The following is a 16,125-nucleotide window of genomic DNA, read 5'->3' as shown; positions in this document are numbered from 1 at the left end:
GTCCTTGGCGGGCAGGCGGTGGCCTTAGCTCAGGCAGCGCCTGAGGTTCTAACATTAGCTCAGATTACACAAAGTAACGGGCGGCGAACGCACTCAATGATGGCAAATTGATTTCACTCACAAAAATAGTTGATTTAGACACCGCTGCTCGCCGCGCTTACTATCCAGAACAGACATTTACGTGAGATCACACCATGACAGTCGATTGGGTCTGCAAGCATCACACTGACCTGGGCAAGGAGCAGCTGTACGCCATTTTGCGCTTGCGCGGCGAGGTCTTCGTTGTCGAACAGAAGTGCATCTACCAGGACATCGACGGGCAGGACCTGGAGGGCGATACCCACCACCTGATGGCCTGGAAAGACGATGAGCTGGTGGCCTACCTGCGCCTGCTGGACCCGGAGTCCCAGGGCGGCGATGTGGTGATCGGCCGCGTGATCGTAGCGCCGGTTGCACGGGGTACCGGGCTTGGTCACCAGATGATGGAAGAAACCCTCAGGCAGATTGACGAGATCTGGCCTGAGACGCCGATCTTCCTGTCAGCCCAGGCACATTTGCAGGGGTATTACGGGCGGTATGGGTTTGTGGTGGCGGGTGAGGAATACCTGGAGGATGACATTCCACATATAGGGATGCGGCGCGCTTGAGGACGCTATCGGGAGCAAGCCCCCTCCCACAGTTTTGATTTGTGAACACAGTCAACATGTGGGAGGGGGCTTGCTCCCGATAGCGTCGGCCCAGCCACCGCTGAACTCAGGGGTAATCCAGAACCCGCTTGATCTGGCTGAGATTCACCTCGATCCACCCCCGATCAATCGCGCCCCAATCGCGAATCCGATAGTGCCCGGCATGGTTGCGGGCCCCATCTTCCTGCTCGAACTCACACACGATATCCAGGTCGGCCAGCGCCGCAATCGTGTCCTGCGCGGTGCGCCGGGGCATGCCGGTGACGTCGGTCAGCGCCGGGACGCTGCTGGCCAGCCCACTGTCGATCAGGTACGCCACGTACAGGCGGCGGTAGAAGCTGCTTTTGGTCTTGCTCACATCCATGGTCAGTCGCCTTGTGCGGTCAGGGTTTGCCCTGCAGGTCGCGATACGTGAGGTACACCCGCAGGTCGAATTCCACCTGGTGGTAGCCGGGCATCATGTAGTCGCAGAGTTTGTAGAACGCCTTGTTGTGGTCCGATTCCTTGAAATGCGCCAGCTCGTGAACCACGATCATGCGCAGGAATTGCGGCGCGGCCTCTTTGAACAGCGAGGCAATGCGGATCTCTTTCTTGGATTTGAGGTTGCCGCCCTGCACCCGCGAGATCGTGGTGTGCAGGCCAAGGGCGCGGTGGGTCAGGTCCAGGCGGTTATCGAACAGCACTTTGTCGATGGCCGGCGCGTTGCGCAGGTGTTCCTGCTTCAAGGCCTGGGCATAGGCGTACAGGGCTTTGTCGCTCTGCACCCCGTGGCGATCGGGGTAACGCTGCTCCAAGTAGGCGCCCAACTGGTCCTTGGCGATCAGTTGGCGGACTTGCTCCTGGAGGGCTGCGGGGTAGGCCTGGAGGTATTTCAGCGCGGTCATTGGGGTCTGCAACAGGATTCGGATGGGCGCCAGTGTAGCGAATTCAGCGCACGCGGGCGCGTGACCAGTCGACCACTTCTTCAGCCATCAACGGCTGCGCCGCCCATGGTCCCTGGATAAACGCACAACCCTGAGCCTTGAGCCACTGGGCCTGTTCCTGGGTCTCTACACCTTCGGCCACCACGACCACCTCAAAATGCCCGCACAGCTCGATAATGCTGCGCGCCAACGCCGCATCCCTTGCCGAGCCCGGCAGTCGCGCGACCAATTGCGGGTCAAGCTTGAGCGTATCGAACGCCAGGTCGCGCAGATGCGCCAGGGAACACTGCCCCGAACCAAAGTCATCCAGGGCGATACGCACCCCGATGCGGCGCAGCAACTTGAGCTGCTTGGCAGCCTCTTCCAGGTTACTCATCAGGCAGTCCTCGCCGATTTCCACCTCCAACTGGCGCCCCTGCAGCCCATGTCGCTCCAGCATCTGCTGCAACTGATTGGCCAGGTTAGGCATATTGAACTGGCTGCTGCTGAGGCTCACGCTCAGCACCAATTCATCGTCGAACGTGGCTTGCCATGCCTGGCGCTGGGCGGCGACCTGCTGGTAAATCCACGCGCTCAGTTGGCTGATCAGCCGCGCCTCTTCCAGCAACGGCAAAAACAGCCCCGGCGGCACATCGCCGACACTGGGGTGTTGCCAGCGCAACAACACCTCAACGCCGCGCAAACGCCCATCCACCAGCGAGACCTGAGGCTGATAGACCAGGGTGAAATCCTTGTTTTGAATCGCCGTGCGCACGCTGTCTTCGAGCATCAGCCGCGAGCGGGCGCGCCCGTTCATTTCCTGGTCGTAATAGCGATACTGCTGACGGCCCGCGCGCTTGGCTTCGTACATGGCGATGTCGGCCGCACGCAACAAACCGTTCAAATCCGAGCCACAGTCGGGAAAGGTAGCAATGCCGATACTGACGCCGAGCATCACGTCCAAACCGTCGACCTGCTGGCACGCCGAGACCCGTTCGATCAGTTTTTCCGAAACTTTTGCCGCCTGCTCCGGGAACTCAAGTTCCAGCAACGCCGTGAATTCATCGCCGCCCATGCGGCCGATAATGTCGTAGGAGCGCAGACAGCCCTGCAATTGCTCAGAGACCCAGCGCAGTACACGGTCGCCGGCATCATGGCCGAGGGAATCGTTGACCCGCTTGAAGCCGTCCAGGTCCAGGTACAGCAACACCAGGGACAGCTCTGTCCGCTCGCCGCGCAATAAGGTGTTCTCCACCGCCTGGTAAAAACCGCGCCGGTTCAGCAGCCCGGTCAGCGGATCGGTCACGGCCTGGAACTCCAATTGTTGATGCAGGTGGCGCACTTCGGACATATCCAGCACCGTCACCACCATGGCCTTCTGCTCAGCAGGCAGCGGCGCGCAGGACAATGCCACCGGCACTTGCTGACCACGGCCGGTGCGCAGGAGCGCGTCGTGCAAACGCCAGGTTTCACCGCGGCAGTAGCCGGCGTACATCTGCGATTCCAGCCAGGTGGGTACATGGGGCTTTTGCAGGAAATTCAGGAACTCCTGGCCTTGCAGTTCCTGGATCGTGGCATTGAGCAGACGTGAAATCGCCGGATTGGCGTATTCGATCACCCCCTCCTCACTCACCACCAGGATGCCCTCGGCGGCGTTATCCAACACCGACGCGTTGAACGCCCGGGCGGATTCCAGATCATGGCTCAGGCGCTGCAAGGCCCGGCGGTTGCGCTGGTGCTCCAGCAACGCCTGGACCTTGGGCTTGAGAATGTGCGGGTCGAAGGGTTTGAACAGGTAGTCGATGGCGCCGCTGGCGTAGCCTTCCAGCACCGCGGCGGGCGACTGGGCGTTGGCACTCAGAAAGATGATCGGGGTCATGCGCGTTCGGTGGCTGCCGCGCATCAAGCGGGCGACTTCGAAGCCGTCCATGCCGGGCATCATCACATCCAGCAGCACCAGGTCGACGTCATGCTGCAGCAGCAACTCCAGGGCTTCCACCCCGGACGCGGCGGTCACCACCTGCCAATCATCACGTTGCAGAAGCGCACGCATGCTGATCAGATTTTCTGGGTAGTCATCGACCACCAGAAGAACCGAACTGCCATCGCCATGAGGTGGAGCGCATTCCATGCTGGGTCTCTTCCTTGGGTCTACTCCGGTCACTTCTGAGAGAAAACCCGGACAAACATTGAGGCCTCACTCTAGCCCTGGATCCTGAAAATCAGAAGTGACGTGGATGCCATCATTGCGCCAAAGTTCAGTCAGCCGACTAACGGTCAACCTCTACAGCCCACGGTTCATGGGAAACATGGCTTTTTGGCATTCCCTTGGCGCCAATAAATTGCCAGCAAACGTTTAACAACTGGCCGACCACCGCCTATAAAGAACCTGTCAGGCCCCCGGGCCAAAGCCTTCACCCCCCTGTAAAAGGCCAATGCCATGATCGACCTCTCTACTTGGAACCTGAGCATTCCGGTCGGCTCGCCCCCCGCGACCATCGACACGCCAAAGCTGCTCAGCGGCTTCAATGACCAATACTTCCAGGCCGAAGGCAGCAACGTGCAATTCTGGACACCCGTCACCGGCACCCGTACCGAAAACGCCGTGTACCCGCGCAGCGAACTGCGCGAAACCTACGCCGACGGCCGCCTGCGCAACTGGACCTACCCTGAAGCCGACAACTTCCTGCGCGCCACCCTGGCCGTCAACCAGGTGCCCTCCAGCGGCAAAATCGTCATCGGCCAGATCCACGCCTATGACAGCCAGAAACCGCTGATCAAGCTCGAATACCAGTTCAAGGAAAAGACCCAGACCGGCAACATCGTCGCCAAAGTGCGCATGCGCCCGGATGAAGATGAAAGCCGCGTGATCATCGTCGCGTCCAATGTGCCGCTGGAGAAGAGCTTCACCTACGTGATCAACCTCAACAAGGCCGGCCTGCTCAGCGTGTACGCCGCCGACAGTGAGTGGAACGAGCGCATCGGTGCGGCGTGGGCGGCCAAGCCGCTGTACTTCAAGGCGGGCGCTTATGTGCAGGACAACAGCGGGAATAGCAAGGAAGGCGCAAAGGTGACGTTTGCGAAGTTGGATATTGATCACGAGTGAATGGATTAGCCTCATTTCGAGTAGGCATTGTCGGATGAGTGCAAGGCTGATTCCCTGGTAAATCCAAGCACTTAAACCACCACCGCCCTCTGTAGGAGCGAGCTTGCTCGCGAAGAACTCACAGGCACCGCATTTATCCAGGATGCACGCGTTACCGTTGACGTTTTTCGCGAGCAAGCTCGCTCCTACAGAAGAAGGCAAGTACGCTTAACTGATCGGCAATAGGGCAAGCCTACTCGCCGCTTCTTATAGTTCGCCCCGTCGCTGGTATTGACTGGCGAAAGGGTTTGCTGCCAGAACGAACGCCCTACTCACTCAACAGACAATCGATCACTGCGATTTCGATACCCAGTCGACATTCCGCTCAACGATGGTCAATTCAAACCCCACGCCCCCTCTGCGACCTTGGGCATATAAATACCCCCACCAACAGCCTGCAACATCAACCTGCTCATACACCCCCACTATTCCTTCACTTAAAGAGTTCAAGCTGATTTTTACAGTGCTCACACCAGCATCAACCTTCGTCAAATCAAATTTAACTTGATTTTTATAGGATTCATCATAAGTCGCAATATCAAAATTACTTGTAGTGTCCCCGACACAAAGGTATTTTTTATATAAACCTATGCATTTTCCATACTGCTGATTTTGATCGCGACTATAAATGACATAGGCCCCTTCAACACAGCGAAAATAGAGAAGCGCACCTTCACTCTCAAACGTATTAGCACACAAATACTCACTAATCTTCGGTTGAGCAAGTGAATTCGAACCATCGGGATTACTGGTCGCCACCAACGTTTTGAAAGTAACCGCCGCCCTCTTTGAGTCACTGGCATACATATACTTCAATCGGCCGGTAAATGATTGTTCGACATCAGAAGAGCTCATAAAATACCTCCATGAAAATAAAAATTATAATTTGAAAACATGGGACACTTCAAAAACCGCAAATCAATTGCCGCACCTATAATAGAAAACACCCTCCCCAAAAACACCTGTTATAACTGACAGTTTTTTAGAGGGTTTCGAAATTAAATTTATACCCAATAAAGCACTTGATAACAAAAGTTCGATAGCGCTTATGGTCACGAGTGAATGGATTGGCCTCATTTCGAGTAGGCATTGTCTGATGAGTGCAAGGCTGATTCCCTGCTAAATCCAAGCACTTAAACCCACCACCGCCCTCTGTAGGAGCGAGCTTGCTCGCGAAGAACTCACAGGCACCGCATTTATCCAGGATGCACGCGTTACCGTTGACGTTTTTCGCGAGCAAGCTCGCTCCTACAGAAGGCAAGTACGCTTAACTGATCGGTATTAGGGCTGCCCTCTCCCTTGTTCTGTGCAGGCTGAGGATTCGGTGCTCGTCCTACGCGGCCGTTGCAGCAAGCCTACTCGCCGCTTATAGTTCGCCCCGTCGCTGGTATTGATCGGCGATGGGGTTTCGCAGCCCTAACGATACGTGTGCAACCAAGCATCATGAATGCAACGACGAGCGCTTCTGCGTCCGGCGTTCACTTTATGGTGGCTGTGTGTGGGAGACCTTCGGGTCTGCCGGGTTCCTCGTATCCTCGGTCTGCGAACCCGCACACAGCTACCACCCTTTCGTTTCGCAGCGAACAGCGGTAGTCCTTTTTAGATACGAGGAATATTTGCCATGAACGATCAACTACCACCCCGCCGCTTCACCCCTTGCACGGAAACCGCCACCGATTACCCCGTGCTCCTGATCGACAGCAACGCCCCACTGCTCGACCTTCACGCCTGCCTGCGTGAACGCCTCAACACCGCCCTTGAACACCTCAACCTGATCGCCTGCTCCAGCCTGCCGGACTTCGCCGAGCGTGATCTGAATAACGTGGCCAATACCGCACGTATTCTCGTCCAGGACGTGAGCGATGTATTCCGGGTGATTGAACACCGGGGTTTCGACAGCTCCACCGTCGCCTGATCAAATTCCATAAACAAAAAAGCCCGCATCGCTGCGGGCTTCTTTTTAAACGCCTGAGGCTCAGTTCACCTTAGCGTTCAACTCACCTTTCAAATATCGCTGGTACATCGCTTCCAACGAAACCGGCTTGATCTTCGACGCATTACCGGCGGTGCCGAAGGCTTCGTAGCGAGCGATACACACATCACGCATCGCGGTCACGGTGGCGCCGAAGAATTTACGTGGGTCGAATTCGCTCGGGTTGGTGGCCATCAGGCGACGCATCGCGCCGGTGGACGCCAGGCGCAGGTCGGTGTCGATGTTGACCTTACGCACGCCGTACTTGATGCCTTCGACGATTTCTTCAACCGGTACGCCGTAGGTTTCTTTGATGTCGCCGCCGTACTGGTTGATGATCGCCAGCCACTCTTGCGGTACCGAGGAAGAACCGTGCATCACCAGGTGGGTGTTAGGGATGCGCTTGTGGATTTCCTTGATGCGGTCGATGGCCAGTACGTCGCCGGTCGGTGGCTTGGTGAACTTGTAGGCGCCGTGGCTGGTGCCGATGGCGATCGCCAGGGCGTCCACTTGGGTCTTCTTGACGAAGTCGGCAGCTTCTTCCGGGTCGGTCAGCATCTGGCTGTGATCCAGCACGCCTTCGGCGCCGATGCCGTCTTCTTCACCGGCCATGCCGGTTTCCAGGGAACCCAGGCAACCCAGTTCGCCTTCAACCGAGACGCCGCAGGCGTGGGCCATGGCCACGGTTTGTTGGGTTACGCGTACGTTGTACTCGTAGTCGGTCGGGGTCTTGCCGTCTTCGCCGAGGGAGCCGTCCATCATCACCGAGCTGAAACCCAGTTGGATGGAGCGCTGGCACACGTCAGGGCTGGTGCCGTGGTCCTGGTGCATGCACACCGGGATGTGTGGGAATTCTTCGATCGCTGCGAGGATCAGGTGACGCAGGAAAGGAGCACCGGCGTATTTGCGGGCACCGGCCGAAGCCTGGACGATCACTGGGGAGTCGGTCTTGTCAGCGGCTTCCATGATGGCGCGCATCTGCTCAAGGTTGTTGACGTTAAAGGCTGGGACGCCGTAGCCGAACTCGGCTGCGTGGTCCAGCATTTGACGCATGCTGATAAGTGCCATTGTGTTGTCTCTCCCGGTCGAGGGTCGTTAATCGTGCAAGCCTGCCGTAGCGGCGGCTGCTATTCAAGTTATTGCAGGTCAGGCTTTGCATGCCTGGCGTGCTGAATCGTTATTGCATCGTCCGGTTCACCACCTATGCCACTTTGGAACCGGATTTAATGTGGGAGGGGGCTTGCCCCCGATGACAGTGGATCAGCCAGCACATGGGTGTGCCGACAAACCGCTATCGGGGGCAAGCCCCCTCCCACATTTGGATCGCATCAAATTTGAAATCTTATTGAGCCTTGCAGCCGCGCCCGATCAAATCGTCGGTGGCAACCCAGTAAACCAGGCCTTCCTCACCTTTTGTGTGAAACGCCAACTGGTCGTTGCTGTACAGCACGCCCGAAGCCGCCACATCCTGTTTGAGGCGATAAACCTGGTCGGAACCGCCGAGGCGTACATCCACCTCACTGCGGGCCTGGTTGGCGAAGCGCCAGTTGACCTCGGCCTTGCTGTCGCAGGTCCAGGTGGTCCACTTACCTTCCGGCTCTGCCTTGTTGAACATGTTCATGCTGCTGCAACCGGCCAGTAGGGCCAGGGCTGCCAGGGCGAAAACGCCTTTCATTGCCAATCCTCGCAGCGGGGCCAAAGGCCGCCGATGCCGTCGGTTAGTTGATCAGACCCGTCAAGGACAACCCTGTTCCTGACCGTTGGGCGCAGAGTCGTATTTCTCCAGCCGTTCGTTGCCGATGCGCTTATTGATCACCGGCATGGTTTCGGCTTGCCAGTCAGCCTGGTAGCAACTTTTTTTCTGCTCCGGGGCAGGTTTCCCTGCCTGCGGCGCTGCGCTTGGCGTGCTGCCGCAGCCGACCAACAGGCCCGCTGCGATTACCAGTGCCAATGACTTGATCATGGGAATGCTCCTTTTCCGGATCACGAGCCTTAGCCTTTGGCTCGGGTTTCCAACACTTCGACGGCCGGCAGGACTTTGCCTTCGACGAATTCGAGGAATGCGCCGCCACCGGTGGAAATGTAGGAGATCTGGTCAGCGACGCCATATTTATCGATAGCCGCCAAGGTGTCGCCGCCGCCAGCGATGGAGAATGCCGAGCTCTCGGCAATCGCCTTGGCCAACACTTTGGTGCCGTTGCCGAACTGATCGAACTCGAACACGCCGACCGGGCCATTCCACAGGATGGTCTGGGAGGCTTTCAGCAGCTCTGCGAAGTTGGCCGCAGTTTGCGGGCCGATGTCCAGGATCATGTCGTCAGCGGCCACGTCGGCGATGAGCTTGACGGTGGCCTCGGCGGTTTCAGCGAATTCCTTGGCAACCACCACGTCCACCGGCAGCGGCACGCTGACCTTGGCGGCAATGGCGCGGGCGGTGTCGAGCAGGTCCGGCTCGTACAGGGACTTGCCCACCGGGTGGCCGGCAGCAGCCAGGAAGGTGTTGGCAATGCCGCCGCCGACGATCAACTGGTTGCAGATCTGGCTCAGGCTGTTAAGCACGTCCAGCTTGGTGGACACCTTGGAGCCGGCAACGATGGCAGCCATCGGTTGGGCCGGAGCGCCCAGGGCTTTGCCCAGTGCATCCAGTTCAGCCGCCAGCAATGGGCCGGCAGCCGCCACCTTGGCGAACTTGGCCACGCCGTGGGTCGAGCCCTCGGCGCGGTGGGCGGTGCCGAAGGCATCCATCACGAACACGTCGCACAGGGCGGCGTATTGCTGGGCCAGTTCGTCGCTGTTCTTTTTCTCGCCTTTGTTGAAGCGCACGTTTTCGAACAGCACGATGTCGCCAGGCTTAACGTCAACGCCGTCCAGGTAGTCAGCTACCAACGGCACGTCACGGCCCAAGGCCTTGCTCAGGTAGTCAGCTACCGGCTTTAGGCTGTTTTCGGCGGAGAACTCACCTTCGGTCGGGCGACCCAGGTGGGAGCAGACCATCACGGCCGCGCCTTTTTCCAGGGCCAGCTTGATGGTCGGCAGCGAAGCCAGGATTCGCGCATCGCTGGTGACAACACCGTCCTTGACTGGGACGTTGAGGTCTTCGCGGATCAGTACGCGCTTACCTTGCAGATCGAGGTCGGTCATCTTCAACACGGTCATGGGTCGCAGTTCCTGAGTTACTGTTGAGGTTGTTTAGAGGCGATATGCAGATAATGTTCCGCAACGTCGAGCATTCGGTTGGCAAACCCCCACTCGTTGTCGAACCAGGCCAGGATGTTCACCAGCCTCGGGCCGGAAACGCGGGTCTGGCTGGCATCGACAATCGCCGAATGCGGGTCATGGTTGAAATCACAACTGGCGTGGGGCAACTCGGTGTAGGCCAGCAAGCCTTTGAGCGGGCCGCTGGTGGCGGCGTCGCGCAGGATCCGGTTGACCTCCGTCGCGTCAGTGTCGCTGACGGTTTGCATGGTGATGTCCAGGCAGGACACGTTCACCGTCGGCACCCGTACGGCTTTGGCCTGGATTCGCCCGGCAAGTTCCGGCAGCAGGCGCTCGATACCGCGAGCAAGGCCTGTGGACACCGGAATCACCGACTGAAACGCCGAGCGCGTACGGCGCAGGTCTTCATGGTGGTAGGCATCGATCACAGGCTGGTCGTTCATTGCCGAGTGGATGGTGGTGATCGACACGTAGTCCAGGCCGATCGCCTGATCCAGCAGGCGCAACAGCGGCACGCTGCAGTTGGTGGTGCAGGAGGCGTTGGACACCAGCAGCTCATTGCCGGTCAGGCAATCCTGGTTGATGCCATATACGATGGTGGCGTCGACATCCGCCTCGCTGGCCATCGGCTGGGAAAACAGCACACGCGGTGCGCCGGCGTCGAGAAAACGCTGGCCATCGGCGCGGGTGTTGTAGGCACCGGAGCATTCCAACACCAGGTCGACGCCCAGCGCCGCCCAGTCGATGCCCTCGGGGGTGGCACTGCGCAATACTTTCACGCAGTCGCCCTTGATATGCAGACAATCGCCTTCGACCCGCACTTCGCCGGGGAAGCGGCCGTGGGTGGAGTCAAAGCGTGTCAGGTATTCGATGCTGGCCATGTCGGCCAGATCGTTGATCGCGACAATTTCAAACCCGGCCGCCGATCCTCGCTCAAACAGTGCACGCAAGACGCAACGACCAATGCGGCCGTAGCCGTTGAGTGCAACTTTGTAGGGACGCGGTTGGGGCATGGGGTTCTCGATCAAGGTTAGTTCGGTGTTGAATGCAGTATCGCCATCGCGGGCAAGCCCGCTCCCACAGTAGACCGAGATCCAAATGTGGGAGCGGGCTTGCCCGCGATAGCGCCAGTACAGACAACGCAGACTGACTTAGTCTTCCAGCAGCTCTTCAGCCTGACCCAGGATGTTTTCCAGGGTGAAACCGAACTCTTCGAACAACGCTGGCGCCGGCGCCGACTCACCGTAGGTGGTCATGCCGATCACGCGGCCTTCCAGGCCCACGTACTTGTACCAGTAGTCGGCGTGAGCCGCTTCGATGGCGATACGCGCGCTGACCTGCAACGGCAGGACCGATTGCTTGTAGCCGGCGTCCTGGGCTTCGAACACACTGGTGCACGGCATGGACACAACGCGCACGTTGCGGCCTTGGGCAGTCAGCTTGTCGTACGCCTGAACCGTCAGGCCCACTTCGGAACCGGTGGAGATCAGGATCAGCTCCGGCTCGCCGATGCAGTCTTTGAGCACGTAGCCGCCACGGCTGATGTCGGCGATCTGCGCGTCGGTACGCACCTGGTGTTGCAGGTTCTGACGCGAGAAGATCAGCGCCGAAGGGCCGTCCTTGCGCTCGATCGCGTGCTTCCAGGCCACGGCGGATTCCACCGCGTCGGCTGGGCGCCAGCAATCCAGGTTCGGCGTGGTGCGCAGGCTGGTCAGTTGCTCGACCGGCTGGTGCGTCGGGCCGTCTTCGCCGAGGCCGATGGAGTCGTGGGTGTAGACATGGATCACCCGCTTCTTCATCAGCGCAGCCATACGCACGGCGTTGCGCGCGTATTCCATGAACATCAGGAAGGTCGCGCCGTAAGGCACCAGGCCGCCGTGCAGGGACACGCCATTCATGATGGCGCTCATGCCGAACTCGCGCACGCCGTAGTACATGTAGTTGCCGCTGGCGTCGTCGGCCGAAACACCTTTGCAGCCCTTCCACAGGGTCAGGTTGGAACCGGCCAGGTCAGCCGAACCGCCGAGGAACTCAGGCAGCAGCGGGCCAAAGGCGTTCAGGGTGTTCTGGCTGGCTTTACGGCTGGCGATGGTCTCGCCCTTGGCCGCGACTTCGGCGATGTAGGCCGAGGCTTTTTCCGAGAAGTCGGCAGGCAGGTCACCGGCCAGGCGACGCACCAGCTCGTTGGCCAACGCCGGGAATTCGGCGGAGTAGGCAGCGAAACGCTGGTCCCACTCGGCTTCGGTGGCCAGGCCTTTTTCCTTGGCATCCCATTCGGCGTAGATGTCGGCCGGGATTTCGAACGGGCCGTGGTTCCACTTCAGCGCTTCGCGGGTCAGGGCGATTTCCGCGTCACCCAATGGGGCGCCGTGGCAGTCTTCTTTACCTTGCTTGTTCGGCGAGCCGAAACCAATGGTGGTCTTGCAGCAGATCAGGGTCGGCTGCGCGCTCTTGCGAGCGGTGTCGATGGCGGTCTTGATCTCTTCCGGATCGTGGCCGTCGACATTGCGGATTACCTGCCAGTTGTAGGCTTCGAAACGCTTAGGGGTGTCGTCGGTGAACCAGCCTTCGACTTCGCCGTCGATGGAGATACCGTTGTCATCGTAGAAGGCGATCAGCTTGCCCAGGCCCAGGGTGCCGGCCAGGGAAGCGACTTCGTGGGAAATGCCTTCCATCATGCAGCCATCACCCAGGAACACGTAGGTGTGGTGGTCGACGATGTCGTGGCCGGGGCGGTTGAATTGCGCGCCCAGGACTTTTTCAGCCAGCGCAAAACCAACGGCGTTGGCCAGGCCTTGGCCCAGGGGACCGGTGGTGGTCTCGACGCCTGGGGTGTAGCCGAATTCCGGGTGGCCCGGGGTGCGGCTGTGCAGCTGGCGGAAGCTCTTGAGGTCATCAATGGTGACGTCGTAGCCGGTCAGGTGCAGCAGCGAGTAGATCAGCATCGAGCCGTGGCCGTTGGACAGCACGAAGCGGTCACGGTCGGCGAACGACGGGTTGCTCGGGTTGTGTTTCAGGTAGTCACGCCAAAGTACCTCGGCGATATCCGCCATGCCCATCGGGGCACCGGGATGGCCGCTGTTGGCTTTTTGCACGGCATCCATGCTGAGGGCACGAATGGCGTTGGCACGCTCACGACGGCTGGGCATCGCTGATCTCCTGGGGTTTGCTTAAAAGAAACGGAAAAAAGGACCGGCATTTTCCCTCAGCCACCGGCTGCGGGCAATGACAGATAGTCACTTGAAGGCGTTTTTCCTGCGGTTTACGCGGCAATCGCTTGCAGAACTCGGCTACGTGCTCGTCTAAGGGAGACAGCAGTTGCTTATAACTGCCACTTATCGACCAATATCAAAACTTTTTGATATTGGCCTTGCGAGGATACTAACCCGTCACTAGACTGCTGGCCTTATGAACTTACCCGTGCCCTCCCTGCGTCCTGACGACGGTGAAGACCTGGCAGCCTTGTGCAAGGCCGCTGGCGACCCGTTGCGCCTGAACGTATTGCGCGCACTGACCAACGATTCATTCGGCGTGCTGGAACTGGCACAGATCTTCGCCATCGGCCAGTCCGGCATGAGCCACCATCTGAAGGTGCTGTCCCAGGCCGACCTGGTCGCCACCCGCCGCGAAGGCAATGCGATTTTCTACCGCCGCGCCCTGCCCCACACCGACTTGCTCGGCGGCAAGTTGCACGCTGCCCTGCTTGAAGAAGTGGATAGCCTGAGCCTGCCCCACGACGTGCAGTCACGCATCGGCCAGGTGCACGGGCAACGTGCCGCTGCGAGCCAGGATTTTTTCGCACGGGTTGCCGAGAAATTTCGCGCCCAGCAGGACCTGATCGCAGGCTTGGCCCAATACCGCGACAGCGTGCTGGCGTTGCTGGACAAGCTGAGCTTCAGTAAAGAGGCCACGGCACTGGAGGTCGGGCCTGGGGATGGCGGTTTCCTGCCGGAACTGGCACGCCGCTTTCAGCAAGTCACGGCGCTGGACAATAGCCCGGCGATGCTCGAACTGGCGCGCCAGCTCTGCGAGCGCGAGGCGTTGGGCAATGTCAGCCTGCAGTTGGCTGACGCCCTCACCCGTACAACGATCAAGGCCGACTGCGTGGTGCTGAACATGGTCTTGCACCATTTCGCAGCCCCCGCCGACGCCCTCAAGCAAATGGCCGGGCTGCTGCACCCCGGCGGTAGCCTGTTGGTTACGGATTTATGCAGCCACAACCAGAATTGGGCCAGGGAGGCCTGCGGTGATCTCTGGTTGGGTTTTGAACAGGACGATCTGGCCCGTTGGGCCACCGCTGCGGGACTCGTTCCCGGGGAAAGCCTCTATGTAGGTTTACGTAATGGTTTCCAGATCCAGGTCCGCCACTTTCAGCGACCGACTGGCGACACTCACCATCGGTAAATATCAGGAAAACATCGAGATGAGCGAATACTCCCTTTTCACCTCCGAGTCCGTGTCTGAAGGGCATCCGGACAAAATCGCCGACCAGATTTCTGATGCGGTGCTGGACGCCATCATTGCTGAAGACAAGTTCGCCCGTGTGGCGTGCGAGACTCTGGTGAAAACCGGTGTAGCGATCATCGCTGGCGAAGTGACCACCACGGCCTGGGTCGACCTCGAGCAGATCGTTCGTGACGTGATCACCGACATTGGCTACAACAGCTCCGACGTCGGCTTCGACGGCGCGACTTGCGGCGTGATGAACATCATCGGCAAGCAGTCGCCCGACATCAACCAGGGCGTCGACCGTGCCAAGCCGGAAGACCAGGGCGCCGGCGACCAAGGCCTGATGTTCGGCTACGCCAGCAACGAAACCGAGGTGCTGATGCCGGCACCGATCACCTTCTCGCACCAGCTGGTGCAGCGTCAGGCCGAAGCGCGTAAATCCGGCCTGCTGCCTTGGCTGCGCCCGGATGCCAAGTCCCAGGTGACCTGCCGCTACGAAGGCGGAAAAGTGGTCGGTATCGACGCCGTTGTACTGTCGACCCAGCACAACCCGGACGTTTCCTACGCTGACCTGCGCGAAGGCGTGATGGAGCTGATCGTCAAGCACGTGCTGCCGGCCGAACTGCTGAGCAAGGACACCCAGTTCCACATCAACCCGACCGGCCAGTTCATCATTGGTGGCCCGGTAGGTGACTGCGGCCTGACCGGTCGCAAGATCATCGTCGACAGCTACGGCGGCATGGCCCGTCACGGCGGTGGCGCGTTCTCCGGCAAGGATCCATCCAAGGTTGACCGCTCCGCCGCCTACGCCGGTCGTTACGTGGCCAAGAACATCGTCGCTGCCGGCCTGGCCGAGCGTTGCGAGATTCAGGTTTCCTACGCCATCGGCGTGGCCCAGCCGACGTCGATCTCGCTGAATACCTTCGGCACCGGCAAGATCAGCGATGACAAGATCGTCAAGCTGGTGCGTGAGATCTTCGACCTGCGCCCTTACGCGATCACCACCATGCTCGACCTGCTGCACCCGATGTACCAGGAAACCGCAGCCTACGGCCACTTCGGTCGCACCCCTGCGCAGAAGACTGTCGGCGACGACACCTTCACCACGTTTACCTGGGAAAAAACCGACCGCGCCAACGACCTGCGCACTGCCGCCGGCCTGTAATCGCTCACGGTACATAAAGCCTCGCCGGGTTTGCCCGGCGGGGCTTTTTTATGCCCTGCGGGAGGCCCTTCACATTTTTTGGATCCAATGCTTGCAGGCGAAATAATGGCCCTCTAGAATCCGCGCCCTCTCGGGCCTTCACCTTATTTGGATATTGCCCTGCGCCAGCCCGGGATTCATAAGTGCGCAGGCAATCGAACATTGAGGTTTTTCATGCGCATCTCCACACTCGCCCCTGCCGCCCTTCTGCTTAGCCTGTTCGCCCTGCCGGCCCACGCCGCTGACCTGAGCGCATTGAGTGGCGCTCTGACCTCCCAGTTGGGTGGCGGTAATGCCGGCGATTGCCAAAAGCAATCCGCCGACCTGCAAACCAAGATCGATGCCGCCGAAGCCAGCAAAGACACCTTGAAAGTGAAGGCCTTCAAAGCCGCGCAAGAGCAGATCAACAAAGGCTGTGACAAGCTCGCACAAGCCCAGGCCAAAGCCGACGCCAAGCAGCAAACCCAGGAAGCCAAGGCCGATAAGCCTGATGCCGTAAAAGCACTGGGCGGCCTGTTCAAGTAAGCCGAAACACCCGGTAAAAAGCCCCG

16 protein-coding genes are annotated in these 16,125 nt (G+C 59.4%); 6 read left to right on the top strand and 10 right to left on the bottom strand.

All coding sequences use genetic code 11. The features are described from left to right. Positions 1–194 precede the first annotated feature (194 nt). Positions 195–647, top strand: a complete 453-nt coding sequence (locus tag AD670_RS02720) for a GNAT family N-acetyltransferase (protein ID WP_053128094.1) — start codon at positions 195–197, stop codon at positions 645–647. A gap of 106 nt (positions 648–753) precedes the next feature. Here the strand turns inward: AD670_RS02720 and AD670_RS02715 are convergent, their stop codons facing one another. From AD670_RS02715 to AD670_RS02705, 3 genes are read right to left on the bottom strand one after another with little or no spacing between them, the layout of a single operon-like run. Then, complete coding sequence (locus AD670_RS02715) at positions 754–1,050, bottom strand: helix-turn-helix domain-containing protein (protein WP_053128093.1); 297 nt, start codon at positions 1,048–1,050, stop codon at positions 754–756. Between the two features lie 19 nt (positions 1,051–1,069). Next, a complete protein-coding gene (locus tag AD670_RS02710; protein WP_027606033.1) occupies positions 1,070–1,570 on the bottom strand; it encodes a M48 family metallopeptidase in 501 nt (166 codons plus the stop codon). A 43-nt stretch (positions 1,571–1,613) separates the two neighbouring features. Next, on the bottom strand, positions 1,614–3,719 hold the full coding sequence (locus tag AD670_RS02705; protein ID WP_053128092.1) for a bifunctional diguanylate cyclase/phosphodiesterase: 2,106 nt from the start codon (positions 3,717–3,719) through the stop codon (positions 1,614–1,616). A 309-nt stretch (positions 3,720–4,028) separates the two neighbouring features. Between AD670_RS02705 and AD670_RS02700 the strand changes: the two genes are divergently transcribed. Then, positions 4,029–4,694 (top strand): polysaccharide lyase family 7 protein, encoded by a 666-nt coding sequence (locus tag AD670_RS02700; RefSeq protein ID WP_053128091.1) that lies wholly within the window; start codon positions 4,029–4,031, stop codon positions 4,692–4,694. 330 nt (positions 4,695–5,024) lie between these two features. Here AD670_RS02700 and AD670_RS02695 read toward each other — a convergent pair whose 3' ends face one another. Further along, the gene (locus tag AD670_RS02695; RefSeq protein ID WP_053128090.1) at positions 5,025–5,588 is read right to left on the bottom strand and encodes a hypothetical protein; all 564 of its coding nucleotides are present in this window, start codon (positions 5,586–5,588) and stop codon (positions 5,025–5,027) included. A gap of 766 nt (positions 5,589–6,354) precedes the next feature. On the opposite strand from AD670_RS02695, the gene AD670_RS02690 reads away from it, so the two are divergent. Beyond that, positions 6,355–6,648 (top strand): hypothetical protein, encoded by a 294-nt coding sequence (locus tag AD670_RS02690; protein ID WP_053128088.1) that lies wholly within the window; start codon positions 6,355–6,357, stop codon positions 6,646–6,648. Between the two features lie 60 nt (positions 6,649–6,708). Here AD670_RS02690 and fba read toward each other — a convergent pair whose 3' ends face one another. The 6 genes from fba to tkt form a co-directional block, all read right to left on the bottom strand. Continuing rightward, entirely contained in the window at positions 6,709–7,773 is a 1,065-nt protein-coding gene (gene fba, locus AD670_RS02685) for a class II fructose-bisphosphate aldolase (RefSeq protein WP_053128086.1), read from the bottom strand. A gap of 274 nt (positions 7,774–8,047) precedes the next feature. Then, positions 8,048–8,380 (bottom strand): MliC family protein, encoded by a 333-nt coding sequence (locus AD670_RS02680; RefSeq protein WP_027606036.1) that lies wholly within the window; start codon positions 8,378–8,380, stop codon positions 8,048–8,050. Between the two features lie 60 nt (positions 8,381–8,440). Then, a complete protein-coding gene (locus tag AD670_RS02675; protein WP_053128084.1) occupies positions 8,441–8,668 on the bottom strand; it encodes a hypothetical protein in 228 nt (75 codons plus the stop codon). A 29-nt stretch (positions 8,669–8,697) separates the two neighbouring features. Further along, positions 8,698–9,861, bottom strand: coding sequence for a phosphoglycerate kinase (locus AD670_RS02670; RefSeq protein ID WP_053128082.1), 1,164 nt, complete (start codon positions 9,859–9,861; stop codon positions 8,698–8,700). A gap of 17 nt (positions 9,862–9,878) precedes the next feature. Continuing rightward, the gene (gene epd, locus AD670_RS02665; protein ID WP_053128081.1) at positions 9,879–10,934 is read right to left on the bottom strand and encodes an erythrose-4-phosphate dehydrogenase; all 1,056 of its coding nucleotides are present in this window, start codon (positions 10,932–10,934) and stop codon (positions 9,879–9,881) included. A 138-nt stretch (positions 10,935–11,072) separates the two neighbouring features. Next, a complete protein-coding gene (tkt, locus tag AD670_RS02660; RefSeq protein WP_053128079.1) occupies positions 11,073–13,070 on the bottom strand; it encodes a transketolase in 1,998 nt (665 codons plus the stop codon). A gap of 259 nt (positions 13,071–13,329) precedes the next feature. On the opposite strand from tkt, the gene AD670_RS02655 reads away from it, so the two are divergent. From AD670_RS02655 to AD670_RS02645, 3 genes are all read left to right on the top strand, one after another. Further along, entirely contained in the window at positions 13,330–14,325 is a 996-nt protein-coding gene (locus AD670_RS02655; RefSeq protein ID WP_053128077.1) for a metalloregulator ArsR/SmtB family transcription factor, read from the top strand. 19 nt (positions 14,326–14,344) lie between these two features. After that, complete coding sequence (metK, locus tag AD670_RS02650) at positions 14,345–15,535, top strand: methionine adenosyltransferase (protein WP_053128075.1); 1,191 nt, start codon at positions 14,345–14,347, stop codon at positions 15,533–15,535. Between the two features lie 213 nt (positions 15,536–15,748). Further along, a complete protein-coding gene (locus AD670_RS02645; protein ID WP_053128073.1) occupies positions 15,749–16,099 on the top strand; it encodes a hypothetical protein in 351 nt (116 codons plus the stop codon). Positions 16,100–16,125: the final 26 nt, after the last annotated feature.

The organism is Pseudomonas sp. MIACH (assembly GCF_001269925.1).
Taxonomy (GTDB): Bacteria; Pseudomonadota; Gammaproteobacteria; order Pseudomonadales; family Pseudomonadaceae; genus Aquipseudomonas.
The sequence above is the reverse complement of the archived record's forward strand: the minus strand, read 5'-3'. Positions and strand labels throughout refer to the sequence as shown.